The 14,783-nt window shown below is 37.9% G+C and carries 12 protein-coding genes, 1 pseudogene and 1 other annotated feature; of the genes and pseudogenes, 1 reads left to right on the forward strand and 12 read right to left on the reverse strand.

Going from position 1 to position 14,783, the window contains the following annotated elements; translation table 11 throughout:
- Positions 1-204 precede the first annotated feature (204 nt).
- The 10 genes and pseudogenes from mltG to hpaB all read right to left on the reverse strand — a co-directional run bounded on the left by mltG (position 205) and on the right by hpaB (position 9,663).
- On the reverse strand, positions 205-1,332 hold the full coding sequence (gene mltG, locus BFJ97_RS05780; RefSeq protein ID WP_068983699.1) for an endolytic transglycosylase MltG: 1,128 nt from the start codon (positions 1,330-1,332) through the stop codon (positions 205-207).
- Positions 1,333-1,459: 127 nt separating this feature from the next.
- Positions 1,460-1,774, reverse strand: a complete 315-nt coding sequence (locus BFJ97_RS05785; protein WP_223553607.1) for a DUF1292 domain-containing protein — start codon at positions 1,772-1,774, stop codon at positions 1,460-1,462.
- 302 nt (positions 1,775-2,076) lie between these two features.
- Positions 2,077-2,193, reverse strand: a pseudogene (locus BFJ97_RS25410) (zinc ribbon domain-containing protein); the annotation flags it as partial.
- A 602-nt stretch (positions 2,194-2,795) separates the two neighbouring features.
- Positions 2,796-3,050, reverse strand: coding sequence for a DUF1292 domain-containing protein (locus BFJ97_RS05790; RefSeq protein ID WP_068983700.1), 255 nt, complete (start codon positions 3,048-3,050; stop codon positions 2,796-2,798).
- Between the two features lie 195 nt (positions 3,051-3,245).
- Positions 3,246-3,554: a DUF1292 domain-containing protein gene (locus BFJ97_RS05795; protein ID WP_068983701.1), complete on the reverse strand. Its 309-nt coding sequence runs from the start codon at positions 3,552-3,554 to the stop codon at positions 3,246-3,248.
- Positions 3,555-3,572: 18 nt separating this feature from the next.
- Complete coding sequence (gene ruvX / locus BFJ97_RS05800; protein ID WP_068983702.1) at positions 3,573-3,989, reverse strand: Holliday junction resolvase RuvX; 417 nt, start codon at positions 3,987-3,989, stop codon at positions 3,573-3,575.
- Positions 3,990-3,991: 2 nt separating this feature from the next.
- Entirely contained in the window at positions 3,992-4,258 is a 267-nt protein-coding gene (locus BFJ97_RS05805; RefSeq protein ID WP_004226839.1) for an IreB family regulatory phosphoprotein, read from the reverse strand.
- 402 nt (positions 4,259-4,660) lie between these two features.
- On the reverse strand, positions 4,661-7,321 hold the full coding sequence (alaS, locus tag BFJ97_RS05810; RefSeq protein WP_068983703.1) for an alanine--tRNA ligase: 2,661 nt from the start codon (positions 7,319-7,321) through the stop codon (positions 4,661-4,663).
- Positions 7,322-7,590: 269 nt separating this feature from the next.
- Positions 7,591-7,805 (reverse strand) — a binding site (T-box leader).
- Positions 7,806-7,902: 97 nt separating this feature from the next.
- On the reverse strand, positions 7,903-8,076 hold the full coding sequence (locus tag BFJ97_RS23465; RefSeq protein ID WP_083226925.1) for a CorA family divalent cation transporter: 174 nt from the start codon (positions 8,074-8,076) through the stop codon (positions 7,903-7,905).
- Between the two features lie 150 nt (positions 8,077-8,226).
- Complete coding sequence (hpaB, locus tag BFJ97_RS05815) at positions 8,227-9,663, reverse strand: 4-hydroxyphenylacetate 3-monooxygenase, oxygenase component (protein WP_068983704.1); 1,437 nt, start codon at positions 9,661-9,663, stop codon at positions 8,227-8,229.
- A 344-nt stretch (positions 9,664-10,007) separates the two neighbouring features.
- Here hpaB and BFJ97_RS05820 point away from each other — a divergent pair, with 344 nt between their 5' ends.
- The gene (locus BFJ97_RS05820; RefSeq protein ID WP_068983705.1) at positions 10,008-10,196 is read left to right on the forward strand and encodes a hypothetical protein; all 189 of its coding nucleotides are present in this window, start codon (positions 10,008-10,010) and stop codon (positions 10,194-10,196) included.
- Between the two features lie 59 nt (positions 10,197-10,255).
- Here BFJ97_RS05820 and BFJ97_RS05825 read toward each other — a convergent pair whose 3' ends face one another.
- Together BFJ97_RS05825 and recD2 are read right to left on the reverse strand one after the other, a co-directional pair.
- On the reverse strand, positions 10,256-11,971 hold the full coding sequence (locus BFJ97_RS05825; protein ID WP_068983706.1) for a polysaccharide deacetylase family protein: 1,716 nt from the start codon (positions 11,969-11,971) through the stop codon (positions 10,256-10,258).
- Between the two features lie 32 nt (positions 11,972-12,003).
- Entirely contained in the window at positions 12,004-14,436 is a 2,433-nt protein-coding gene (gene recD2 / locus BFJ97_RS05830; protein WP_068983707.1) for an SF1B family DNA helicase RecD2, read from the reverse strand.
- Between the last annotated feature and the right edge of the window lie 347 nt (positions 14,437-14,783).

Below are 14,783 nucleotides of genomic sequence, written 5' to 3' on the forward strand. Positions count from 1 at the left end.
ATTATTCCTCGGCTAAATGCGTCTCGAAACGACTGAAAAATAACTTAAACTCGCATTCATGTCATCACCTATAAGATGGAGAACTTTTGTAACTGACGTTACAAAAAACATCTGTAGCTGTCGTTTCACTTTCGCTACAAAAAACATCTGTAATTGACGTTGCACTTTCGTACGTAAACATTTGTTGAAAGAAGTTAAAAGTAATTACTCTGCCTTACGCAAGTATTTTTCTACTTTCTGTAAATGTTCATCATATGTTTTCGAGAAGTGGTTGACACCTTGTTTATCCGCTAAGAAGTAGAGGTAATCTGTTTTACTTGGATTTAGCGTTGCTTCAATTGAAGATTTTCCAGCACCCGCAATCGGACCAGGTGGTAAGCCTTTATTTTTATAAGTATTATAGACGTTATCTACTTCTAAATCTTTGTACATCACACGATCTTTGTGAGAGCCAAGTGCATATAAAACGGTTGGGTCTGTTTGTAGTGGCATCCCTTGATCTATACGGTTATAGAATACGCTCGCAATCGTTTCTCGATCTGTTTGGGCAGTAGCTTCTTCTTCCAGTAATGAAGCAAATGTTAACAATTGATGGACGGATATTTTCTTTTCAGCTAAAACATCGCTGTAACTCTTCACAAGCTTGTCCATAGCCCCTACCATTTCGTCTACAATTGATTCTAATGAAGGTTTTTCTTCAAAGTAAGAATAAGTTGCAGGGAATAAATAGCCCTCTAAATCATAGCGAATATTATCAGCTAAAACTGCATCTGTCACAAGCTCAGGGTATTTAGCCTTCATTTTTTGCACAAATTCATCGCTTGTTACTAGGTCCATAAATTCTTTTTGAGTGTATGGCGTTTTCTTTTCCACAATATTACCAATTTGTTCAAGTGTTAAACCTTCAGGAATTGTCATTGTAAACACTGGCTTACGGTAGACTTTCCCAGTTTTCAAACTCTCTATGATCTCATCAAATGTCATCGCCTGTGTCAAATCATATTTCCCGGCTTGGAACTGGGATTCATTTTTAAACTTAGCGTAGTATTTAAAAACACGAGCATCTTTAATAATGCCCTCTTTTTCTAGTAAAGTCGAAATAGAGCTTAAGCCAGAGCCAATTGGTACTTCAACCGCTATTGTTTTAGTCGCATCCGGATCGACTGGTTTTAAAGCACTCTTTACATAATTATAGCCAAATAAACCGATGACCCCTAATAGTAGAACAATAGAAATTGCAACAATAGCCACTATTTTTCTCACAATTTTTACCTCTGATTTTCTTTCTTGCATTTTTGAAAACATTTCTTGTTTTTTTGAACCGTTATTCACGGGTTTCCCCCCTATCACTTCATTATCATACTAGAAATCAACTATAACGACAAACAGAAATAGATAATTCAGTAAAAATAGCACACATAAAAAACTCTGAGTAGCAATTTACTACTCAGAGTTTTAATTATAAATCATTTAAGATATCTTCAACAAATTCCCATTCTTCATCTGTTTCAATTGGTAATAATTCTTCAATCGTTCCGTCATTTCCAGCTACATATTGGGCAGCAAAAATATCTCGTTCCTCCATTGGCTCGTCCGTTGCCAAAACATATAGTACATAGGATTTACCAAATTGTTCTGATGAAAATGTATGAATAACCTCGCATACCTGATCTGTTCCATCCTCATCTGTTACTGTAATTAACTGTGGCCCCTCTTCAAATTCATCTAGAAGTGTTAGGACTACCTCGTTAATCATTTCCGATACGAAAAACATATACATTCTAAAAAAATGTAGACACTCTACTATGACACAACTTTTGACTTTCGTTTTGTGTCTTCCTTATTCTCCGAGTCTGGTTTCGCCGAAGCTACTGCCATTTTGTATGACTCTCCAAAGGCTTAAATTCCACAGTATCGTTGCGTACACATCTAAGGCTTAGTTTTTTGACATCCGCCGGAGGATTTAGGCCAGCACGATGCTGGTCACTCAGGCGTTTTCACAGGATGTGAAGTTCTTAGCCTGAGTTCCTCTATTTCAGCGGATGTTTAGACACCTGCTGAAAGAAGTTAAGCTCCTTAGATTGAATAATTTGCTAAGTTAATGCTTGTGTTCAAATCTCTATCCATCTTTAATCCGCAAGAGCAGATAAATAATCTGTCTTTCAGTCTCGAATCGGATTTGATTTGTCCACAACTAGAACAAGTTTAGCAAATTTCCCAATGGACATTAATTCCATGCGTACCATCTCTCTTTCACTAAGATAAAATACTTTACCCTATTTAGAGAGGTTGTTAACATTTTTATAGTTGTATCTATTTTTCTTGTTCACACGAGGGCGCAACCCTTCATGCAGTCTTTCTCTCACGAGTAGACCTCTTATGCTTTCACATAAGCGCAGACTATATCTTCATCTTATCTTTTAATAAGAGCCACATTTTTCTTCCGCCATTCGCTTGCGGTTTTACTCTCCCTCAAGGAGATAGTCGTTGAACGTCTTCCTTGTCTCATAAGAGATTTAGGAGTTCGCTGCTAAACATCCATTGCCAAAGCACTTAGCGCTACCGTTTTCCGTTGTCACGATGATCCTTTACGGACACTGAGTAATTTTTTTCAGCCTATGCCATCCTTGTTGTTTTTTCTGCTTTCGCACCGTTACGTCTGCCGTTTCCAGCTCCGCTTTGGTCACAAGGCTTTAGGAGTTAAAAGCAATTAACGTGGAGTTCGCACCAATCGCTTGATACGAAGGGTATTCTGTTATAAATCTATACTTCTATACAGGTTTGTATAGTTTTATCTAAAATTTCTGCAACAGTTTAGTTACCCATTCCGCCTCTGTTTCAACAGGCTGCAAATTTGTCATTTCCCCATTATTATCATCATAATCGAAAGTCATAGCAGAAATGTCTCCAGGAATTTCATTACCATCTTCGTCGATTAACGAAAACAATACATATGATTTTTCTTCTGCATCAAAGGTGAAGACAACACGGCATTTTTGCTCCTTGCCATTCTCTCCAATGATCAGAAATTCTTGCGTTTCTTCGTTCATATAATCTCCTCCTTAATTAAGCTTAACTTTAATATGAGTCTTTAAATATCCAGTATCTTCCATCGATACTGAAACTATCTCAACATAGACTCTTCTTACAACCTCTTAGCTTCATTCTTCCTAAAGTAAAAAAGGAACAAGGAGTGCTTGTTGCCATCCTTGTTCCACACTTTTAAAGATTACGAATTACGATGATTATTCTTCGTTTTCATCTTCTAAAGCGTTTAATACGTCTTCTACCATATCCCACTCTGCTTCAGTTTCGATTGGTGTTAATTCACCATCTTCACCATTTTCAGATGGTACAAATGAAGATACGAAGATTTCTACTGAGCCATCTTCATCTTCTTCTGCGCCTATCATAGAGTAAAATACGTATGATTTACCAAATTCAGCTGATTCATGTACGTGAATCACTTCACAAAGCTGTTCATTTCCGTTCTCGTCAATCACTGTAATGTGTTGTACGTGTAGTTCTTCTTCATGGTTATGTTCGTGCGCCATGTCTTGTCACCTCATCAATTAATTTTTGCTATCCAAGTAGCCTTGTAAAATCATCACAGCAGCCATTTTATCTATGACTTGCTTACGCTTTTTGCGACTTACGTCCGCTTCGATTAGCATACGCTCGGCAGCCATCGTTGTTAAACGTTCATCCCAAAGTTTGACCGGTAGTGAAAATGTTTCTTCTAAAAGCTTTTTATAGTTTTCAGAAGCCTCTCCACGTGGTCCCACCGTATTATTCATGTTTTTTGGGTATCCTACGACAAATTCTGTTATAGCATACTCCTTCACTAGCTCGGCTATACGCTTAATGCCGAACTCGCCAATAGCTTCATCAATTTTTACGGTTTCAATACCTTGGGCTGTCCACCCTAGAGCATCACTTACAGCAACGCCCACGGTTTTAGACCCAACGTCTAATCCCATAATTCTCATTTCTAGTCCTCGTTATTCTTTTTAATATAAAACTTAACAAGCTCTTCTAGAATTTCGTCACGCTCAAGCTTGCGGATTAAATTACGAGCATCCTGATGGCGAGGAATATACGCCGGATCACCAGAAAGTAAATAACCGACAATCTGATTGATAGGGTTATATCCCTTTTCCTCTAATGAAGAATGTACTTTCAACATTACCTGCTTGACTTCCTGTTCCATTGATTCTTCTGGAAAATTAAATTTCATCGTTTGATCAAATGAACTCATGACCAGCACCTCGCTTTCAGAAATAAGGAGATGTGCAAAAAGCTCATCTCCAATTTCTCTTTATTATAACATGTTTTGGCGTATTATCAATTATGCCTCGGCATAATTGCGCCCGAAATCGGCTTTGTGTTTAGGCCTGCACGAGGGCCGACACGATGTCGGTCATTTCGGTAATGCCACAGGACGTGGCGTTTTTACCGATGCAGGTCAGTTAGCCGTTATCGCATGGATGCGATGATCTTAGGCTAACATCCCCTAAGAACTCCTTTTTCCGATACCGTGACATCCGCCGGAGGATTTAGGCCAGCACGATGCTGGTCACTCAGGCGTTTTCACAGGATGTGAAGTTCTTAGCCTGAGTTCCTCTATTTCAGCGGGTGTTTGGACACCCGCTGAAAGAAGTTAAATGGATTTAACATAATCATACACAGAAAGTAGTGCTTCATCAAGTTTTGACGCTTCTTTTGCACCCGCCATCGCCATATCTGGACGACCGCCACCTTTACCACCACATGCCTCTGCTACCATTTTTACGATATTTCCTGCATGGTAATTGCCACCAACTAAATCTTTCGTTACCCCAGCGCAAAGCATAACTTTGTCGCCATCGACAGCACCTAAAACAAGAACAGCTTTAGGCATTTTAACCTTCAAGTCATCCATCATTTGACGCAGTTGATTATTGTCCTTCGCCTCAACTTTAGTAGAAAGAACTGTTACATCACCAAAAGTCTGAGCAGCGTCTATAATAGCACCAGCTTGAGCATTAGCGATTTTTTGTGATAACGCCTCATTTTCACGTTGTAATTCTTTGTAGTCAGCTTGTAACGCATGTACTTTTGTCACAATATCTTTTGAATTTGCTTTTAATAAAGCTGCTGCATCGTTTAATAAAGCTTCTTCTTCTTTTACTGCTTCATATGCAACTTTACCTGTAACAGCCTCGATACGACGAGTACCTGCACCGATACCACCTTCTGAAACAATTTTGAAGAAGCCAATTTCAGAAGAACGTTTTACGTGAAGACCACCACAAAGCTCAATAGAATAGTCACCAATTGAAACAACGCGAACAACATCGCCATATTTCTCACCGAATAATGCCATTGCCCCCATAGCTTTCGCTTCATCGATGCCTTTTTCTTCAATTACGACCTCTATATCATCCCACACTTTTTCATTTACGATACGTTCAATTTGTTGTAATTCCTCTTTTGTCACTTGGCCGAAATGAGAGAAGTCGAAACGTAAACGATCGGGTCCTACATATGAACCTGCTTGATTTACATGATCGCCCAGCACGTCTTTTAATGCACGTTGCATGATATGTGTAGCTGTATGGTTTTTAATAATCAAATTACGTTCATCACGGTTCACTACTGCCTTCACCGCATCTTCAACATGCATTTCGCCAGATTCTACAAGTACTGTATGAAGGGGTTGACCATTAGGTGCTTTTTGTACATCTTTTACAATAGCAGTAAAGCTATCATTTGAGATAACACCACTATCCGCAATTTGACCACCCATTTCAGCATAGAATGGTGTTTTAGCTAAAACAACTAGTGCTTCTTGACCTTCAGATGCTCCCTTTGATACTTGACCATTGACAATGATCGCCGCAATTTCTGTGTTTGTCGTCAATGTATCATAGCCTACAAATTCACTTGCAACAGTCAAGTTGGCTAGTACTTCATTTTGTACTTGCATAGAATCTACATCTTGACGAGCTGCACGTGCACGTTCACGTTGTTCTTCCATCGCTACTTCAAAACCTTTATGATCTACCTTCATGCCTACTTCTTCTGCATACTCTTCTGTTAATTCAATTGGGAAACCGTAAGTATCATATAAACGGAATGCATCTGCACCTGGAATATAGTCATGTCCAGCTGCTTTTTGGGCTTCTACTACTTCGTTAAAGATTGCAAGACCTCCGTCTAATGTTTCATGGAAGCGAAGTTCTTCATTTTTAATAACACGTTGGATAAATTCACATTTTTCCGTTACCTCTGGGTAGAAATCATTCATAATTTCACCAACAGTTGGTACTAATTCAAACATAAATGGCTTTTCAATGCCAATTTGTTTTGCATAACGCACAGCACGACGTAGTAAACGACGTAATACATAACCACGACCTTCATTTGAAGGAAGCGCGCCATCACCAATAGCAAACGCCACTGTACGGATATGGTCCGCGATAACTTTAAATGGTGTATTAACATCTTCTTCTGAACCAAAGATTTCGCTTAACGCTACTTCACCTGGACGTTTGTACTTACGATTTGCAAACTGTTCGATTTTTTCAATAATAGGCATGAACAAATCAGTATCAAAGTTAGTTGGCACATTTTGAATAACTGATACGATACGCTCTAGACCCATACCTGTATCAATGTTTTGCTTTGGAAGTGGCGTATATGTGCCATCAGGATTATGATTGAATTGAGAGAACACTAAGTTCCAAATTTCAAGATAGCGTTCATTTTCACCACCTGGATACATTTCCGGATCATTTTCATCTGAACCGTATTCTTCCCCACGGTCATAGAAAATTTCCGAGTTAGGACCAGATGGACCTTCACCAATATCCCAGAAGTTCCCCTCTAGTCGGATTAAACGTTCTTCAGGAATACCAATTTCGTTATGCCAAACATCATATGCTTCTTGATCTTCAGGATGGATAGTAATCGATAAAAGCTCTGGATCAAAGCCCATCCATTTTTTATCCGTTAAGAACTCCCAAGCGTAATGAATAGCTTCTTTTTTGAAGTAATCCCCAATTGAGAAGTTCCCTAACATTTCAAAGAACGTATGGTGACGAGCTGTTTTACCTACGTTTTCAATATCATTTGTACGAATTGATTTTTGAGCATTTGTAATGCGTGGATTTTCAGGAATAATACGACCATCAAAATATGGTTTAAGTGTCGCTACACCTGAGTTGATCCAAAGTAATGACGGGTCATTAATTGGCACAAGTGGTGCTGATGGTTCATGGTGATGACCTTTTTCTTTAAAGAATTCTAAATACATGCGGCGAATTTCTACTGCTTTCATATGAAAAGTTCCTCCCTATATGTTTTGTAAAATTACGATATGAATCCACAAGTCAATTTCGCCTTGGCGTAATTACGTCCGGATTTTGAATTGTGCACGCACAATTCATTCCTTCGAAAATCCGTGAGGTCCGCCGGAGGCATTATCTTTATTCAGTAGGTGTTTGGTACACCCATTGAAAAGGAACCTCAACCGCATTGAATCTCCTCTCCTTCAGGAGTGAGAGTCATTTGCTGAATGAAGATAAACAAAAAAAGCCCTCATCCCATAAAAGGGACGAGGACTTGTAATTGATCTCGCGGTACCACCCTAGTTGTAAGTAATAGTATACTTACCTCTTTAGCACTTGTAACGTCAGTGAACGGCAGTGATTAACTGCACTCTGGAGTAGCTTTCTGAATTTGCTATTGTGAGGATTTTTTCAGCCTAGAAATCCCTTTCTTTTACACGCACAAATACGTACTTGTTCCATCATCGTTTTTTACTATTTTCTAACGAGAATTATAAAAAAAATATTTTCTTCTGTCAATTACCACTATAATTGCTAATCGCAACTAAGCAACCATTTTTTTGAAATAAACCTATATACCACAAGAAATACGACTAAAAAATAAACTAATGGTCATTGTCGCAATTAGAGAATCATGGTATGGCAATGGTACATTCATTCCGAAAAAGCTTGTAATCACTGATAATGGCAACATAATTGTTGAAATTACTGTTAATAGATTACGAAAGGTGTGTTGATTAACCATTTTTATCCCTTCTAATTTAAGTGAGAAGGATTGAACAATACTGTAGTTATATGCATACAAATCAGCGCATGACAAATCCACCGCATATGCAAAATAAAGAAACCGTCAAAAAAAGAATACTAACATTTTTAAACGATTTCTTTTTCAAAGCTAATTATCATTTTTTAAAAAGGTTTCCACTCTATTAACTAGTGATTCCCTATCATAAGTTTTATAAAGTACAGTTGCTACACGAACTGGGTCACCAAAGAAAAAGCGCTCATACAGTGTTTGTCTTGTACCAAAGCTACTCATCGTTAAATCCCAAGCTAAGCGGAATTTTTTGACGCGCGCCTCTCCACCCTCCTGAGAAGACTGTAAATAATGTTCAAGATCACCATCATCCGCTGCAAATGCTTTTTCACTCGGAATAGACATTAACCCACTCGCACCAAGTAACTGAATTATTTCTGTGAAGGTCGGATATACTTTAGGGAAAATCTGAATAGCTACTAGTAATGTTGGATGATCAGGTCTGATAAAGCCAAAAACATCTTTTTTTGCCTCAATTTCAGACTTTAACAGTAAAGCCTTCATCGTTTCAAGTGACACAATAATATCAACAACTTTTTGCTGCACATGTTGGTAATCGCCGATACTGATTGTATCAACAATTGATTGTACAACACCTAAGACAAATTCTGTTTTGGCAATTTGACGTGAAAGAACTTGATGTAAACCATATGTTTGAAATCCACTTACGTTCATAAAGTTATTGGCAACTTCTACATTCCCATAATAAAAAACGCGTTCCCACGGGACAACAACATTATCAAATACTACAATTGCATCCATTTCCTCGAAACGACTACTTAATGGATGGTCAAAAACTGATTCGCCTCCAACAAATGACTGTCTACATAAAAACTTTAAACCTTTTGTATTACTTGGTATCGAGAAACCAAAGCCTTTTCCTTCATCATAGCCATTCGTTGATAAAACAAGGAGTTCATCTGTTATTCCTCCCTGCGTCGCAAGTAGTCTGGCCCCTTTAATTACTAATCCCTCATTTGTATTATCTACAATTTTAGCGGCAATTGTAACTTCGTCATCCTCAAAATAAAATCGGTTGCGATTTACTTGTGGCTCTATGAAAGTATGTGTCATTGTCAAATCATTCTCACGTGCATACTCATAAAAATTCAGTAAATGGTTAGGAAAACAGTTTGGCTTATCTTTTAAAAAATCTGCTGCTGATGCTAAAGCCATTAATGTTGTATTCATGTAATCAGGACATCTTCCCATAAAACCATGAGTAGATAATGCCCATTCCCGTGCTGCATTACGCCTTTTCACAAGATCTTCGACTGTTGCCACTTGAAGGAAAGACATACCTACACGCTTATTGCTTGTTGGCGACACATATGTCATTTTCTCAAGCAATTCCGTTTCATTTTGTAAATCAAAAAGCCTTGCTTGACTCTTCATAACTCCCTTAAATGCTGGATGCTCCGACACCTTCCCTGTGACAACTTTCCCATCAATATAAATATACGTTTGTAAAGCGTCAATACGATCAATATATTGCTGCCCTGTAATTACTGGCATGAAAGTCACCCCTAAACGTTACAAATGTTATACTCATTTAGTATATGAAATTGCCTAATATTAGGTTCCTCCGCAGACAACTGTACTATATTAAATCATCGATTTCACCAAACTGTACTACTTTGCAAATACAGATAGAAACCCTCCTTCATTGCACGATTTTTCAGTTATTTTAGATAAAAACGCTTTCAATTAGCACTTTTCTAACGAGTTCAATTTTATGTCACATTCATAAAAAAGCCTTCTTCGACTAGTACAGAATTGCTAGATTTTTCATATAAGTAGGTGTAAGATAGCTTCGTAACCAAAACAAGTACATCTTTTTATTAAAGGAGAACATATATATGAATCATCAAATCATCTCGTACGTAGCGAAAATGGAAGCTGCTTTAATGAGTAAAATGGAAGATCATACTGAAGAAAATCTTTTATTTTCTATTGCTTCAGAAATGATTGCCAAAGAAAAAGATCAATTTAAAAATGTTTGCCAAGCATATGAAGTCGTTAAACATCACCTAGTTGGCATCCACTAATCAAAATAGGTATAATCAAAACAAAACCCGATCAATTCAAATTGATCGGGTTTTGTCTTTTATTGCGCATATGGTAGAACCATCTTTTGGAATTGCTCAAATGTTGTTGTTTGATTACTGGACAAGCGTTTAATTTGATACACATCATCGTACGGATTGTTGTAGCCAAGCGCTGTTGAAAACGCCATTGTGAATCCCGCTTCCTTTACCGCATTTATGATGTTGGCATTATATTGCCCAAACGGATAAGCAAAAGCCTTTGCCTCAGGAATATATAATAAACTGCGCTGTAAATCCTGAGCAACCTCATGATATGGAATCAGGAGCATTTTGCCTTTATTCCCCACTAAATCGTGTAAATTGTAAGTGTGTGATCCATACGTATAGACATCTTGCATATTTGTCATATCCTGACGTGAAAGTGACTGTAAATCATTATAATTAAATATTTGGTCATCTTTAGAATTTTCATTGCGGTACGTAATTAAAAACTGTGTAGCTTTAAAGCCATTTTCTTTGAGCACCGGATATGCATATTCACGTGTCGATAATAAACCATCATCAAAAGTCAAAACAATTGAATACGCAGGCAATGTAATTTCATCGCGCATGAAACGTAATAATTCGTCCGCACTAACAGTTTCATAGTTCATACTTTTCAAAAACTGCATTTCTTTCGTAAATTGAACATCTGTCATTGTAGTACTTACATTTTTAAAACGTCCAAGCTCATCCTCTTTTAGAAAATGATGATACATCATTACTGGGACACCGCGATCTAGCGCTACTTTAGAGCTATGGATATATCCTTCACGGCCACCAAGCACCGTTACGTACCAACTACCTTCTTTGCGTAAAATCGGATAACGGCGATTTAAATCTAGCTTGGCAAATGGCTTTAACGGTTTTGCTGTGTAATCATAAATCTCACTGTTCGCAGAAATAGGGATAAGATACTCATTTTTCATGGCATTGTCCTTACCCATATTTTTATAAGCAGGAGTATTTATAAATTTCACTTTTGATTTTTCTGCATAAATATAGGATTTCCCCCAACGAACTTTTACATATGTTGGATCTTGTGCATCTACAACCTCTAGCTGTTGCCCTTTCAACAACGTAGCAATAGCCATTGGTTTTTCACGGCGGAAATCATAAAGAGTTACGTTTTCTAAAGCTTCGATGTAACCGTTTTGCTTACTAGGTGGCGGGGTTGGTTTTTCAGTAGGATTTGTAGGATTTGTAGGATTTGTAGGCTTTTCGGGCTTTGTATTTATTGGATCCTGGCCTTTTTCTTCTTTAACAAATTTACTATGTACAAATCCTAATCGTCCATTTACAGTAATACCGTACCAATTCCCCATTCTACTATAAATAGGAAAACGCACGCCTTCTGCCAATGTTGCAAATTGTACTAGCTCATCACCTGTATTATCATAAATTGGTGCATCACTTGTAGCGACAATATAATCCTTTATCTTTACAGTTGTTGGGACTGTATTTTTATAAGTTGTTACTGGTACAACCGTTGTGTAACGTTTATCAACATAACCGTAATAACCACCCCAACGAATTTGCCACCAATTTGCTCCGTAATCTTTTGTTACTTCAAAAGTTTGCTCTGCTGATAATGTTCCCACCGGTACTAGTGAGCCTGAACGATTATCAAAGACAGTTGCTTCCTCATTCACTTGGATGACGGTATTTTTTGCATATGCTTTTTCTGCAAAAGGTAATAGCATCATGAATAGAAGCAATAATAATATGCGTTTCAATATATTCACCTCATAAAAATTTTCATCACCATTTACTCATCTAAATAATCATACGGCGAGATACCATCCATTCCAATTAATGGATGGATATATGGTTCCGTTTCGACCGTTAGTTTACTGTCAATGGATGGTTTTTCTTTCTGTAAATCGTCTTTCAAAGGAATCGTTTCTTCTTCCGCAACTTCCTCTGCTATATTCATTGGATTGAGTCTTGCACGTAAGGACGTAAAGCGCTGTAAATCATCCGTACGTTGTAAGCCATCTGCTAGCACATCTGACTCACCACATAAAATCAAGAAATTTTTTGCACGCGTAATACCTGTATATAATAAATTACGACGCAACATTTTAGAATAGCCTCGTACAACTGGCATAATAACTGTTTGGAACTCAGAGCCTTGCGATTTATGAATAGAGCAACAATAAGCAAGTGTCAATTGATTGAGATCACTACGCTGATAAGTTACTTCTATACCATCGAATGACACAACAAGCAAATCTTGTTTCTCAATTGTTTCCTTCGCCTTGATAATACTGATGACTTCACCCATATCACCATTAAAAACATTGCTTTCAGGTTGATTGACAAGTTGTAAGACTTTATCCTTTATGCGATATGTGACATCACCAAAGACAAGCTCTTTTCTAGTACCAGTATCGTTTGGATTAATTAGCTCCTGAATCATTTTATTTAAATTGTCAATTCCTGCTGGACCTTTGTACATTGGTGCTAACACTTGGATATTACGAATTTCTTGACCTTTCGCAACCGCACTTTTCACAACCTGTGTAACAACGCTTGCTACTTGATCTGAGGAGGCTTTAATAAATGAACGGTCAGTGGTTTTTACAGTTAAATCATTAGTGATCTGACCACGTTTAATTTGATGAGCAAGTTCAATAATTGTTGAGCCCTCTGCTTGTCGATAAACCTCTGTTAATTCCACAGTAGGTATTTGCTTGGAAGCTAACAAATCCTTTAATACCTGCCCTGGACCTACTGGTGGGAGCTGATCCTGATCACCAACAAATACAACTTGCACATCCTCATGCAAGGATTTTAATAATTGATGCGCGAGCCAAGTATCGACCATCGACATTTCATCTACAATAATGAGTTTCCCTGTAACTTCACGTTCAGTTTCTTCCTCTTTCTCCTGACCAGTAAAGCCTAGCAGTCGATGAATTGTCATTGCTGGAAGTTCTGTTGATTCCGATAAACGCTTGGCAGCACGTCCTGTTGGAGCACATAAAATAATCGGAAATGGCTCTTCTTTTTGTGCGTATTCCTTCGGGTTTAATGATAGTCCGTGTAACTTTGCATACACTTCTACTACACCCCGAACAACAGTTGTTTTACCAGTACCAGGACCACCAGTTAAAATCATAACAGCTGAGTTTAAAGCTTGCTCAATAGCATTCGCTTGTGTTTCAGCATATGTGACATTGAGCATTTCTTCTGTTTCGCCAATCGCTTTACGTATTTCGTCTTTGCTAAAATGTTCAGCTTTATTGTTACGTTCGATTAAAGCTAATATTTTTGATGCAATTCCGACTTCTGAGAAATATAGAGATGGTAAATATAATCTCGTCTCTTCCCCACAAATTTTACTTTCCTCACGCAATTCGATGCAAGCTTTAGAAATGGTCTCAAAAGGAATTTCTTCTCGTTGGCTTTGCTCAAGAATATCTTTTACTAGCGGTAAAACATGTTCTGCATCTAAATACACATGCCCGTCCGATAAAGCTGCTGTATTTAGAGTATGTAAAATCGCCGCTTTAATACGGTCTGGATGATTGCCAGTAATCCCTAATTTTGCACCTAGCTCGTCGGCACGAAAGAAACCCACACCCTCTACATCTTCAATAAGGCGGTATGGATTTTCAGTTAATAATTCAACTGCCTCTGTTCGATATGTTTGGTAAATTTTCATGCCGAGCTGTGGTCCGAAACCCCATTCATTAAGTTGAATCATCACTCGTTCTAAGCCTAGATTTTGTTCAATTGTACGATGGATAACCTCTTTTTTTTCAGCAGATAGTCGAGGTACAGCATCAAGCGCATTTGGATCCTCTAAAATAAGACGTAACGCATTCGCCCCGAGTTTCTCTACGATTGTTTCAGCAGTTTTTTTTCCTATCCCAACAAACAAATCACTCGATAAGTAATGAATAATCCCTTGCTCTGTTGCCGGCACTTCTTTTGTAAACGTCTCAATTTGAAATTGCACACCATATTTTGGATGTTGTTTCATTATACCTGTAAAACGATATTGTTCATCCATTTGTAACGGCGGAAAATATCCAACAACAATTATTTCCTTATCCTCATACTGTAAGTTGGTCTCTTGAATTTTCACACGAACTATCGAATACATATTTTGTGCATTATGAAAGATAGAGACGATTGGACGTCCGAGTATAAAAAATTTATTTAGTTCAAATAAATCAAGATTCTCTGCCATTTGCGATTCGTCCTTTCGTGTTCATTTCAATCATTATATTTTACCACAGCATAATGAGAAAAATCGTGTAAAAAGACAATTCACTATATTTAAATCAATAATGCCTCGGCATAATTGCGTACCGGGAACTCCTTTCCGATTCCGTGACATCTGGCAAAGGCTTTAGACCAACAAATGCTTTTTGTGCGAAAGCGCAGTGCCACCGTAGCGGCAGCGGCAGATGTTTTTTGTACCGAAAGCGTAGCGACAGGTACAGATGTTTGGTTATTCGATGAAGAAGCGGCAGACTTCTATTAGCTGGCATTTTGCATTAGCTATCAGAATATTCGCTGAATGAATTCAACATT

Source organism: Lysinibacillus xylanilyticus, from assembly GCF_001708185.1.
Lineage (GTDB): Bacteria > Bacillota > Bacilli > Bacillales_A > Planococcaceae > Lysinibacillus > Lysinibacillus xylanilyticus_A.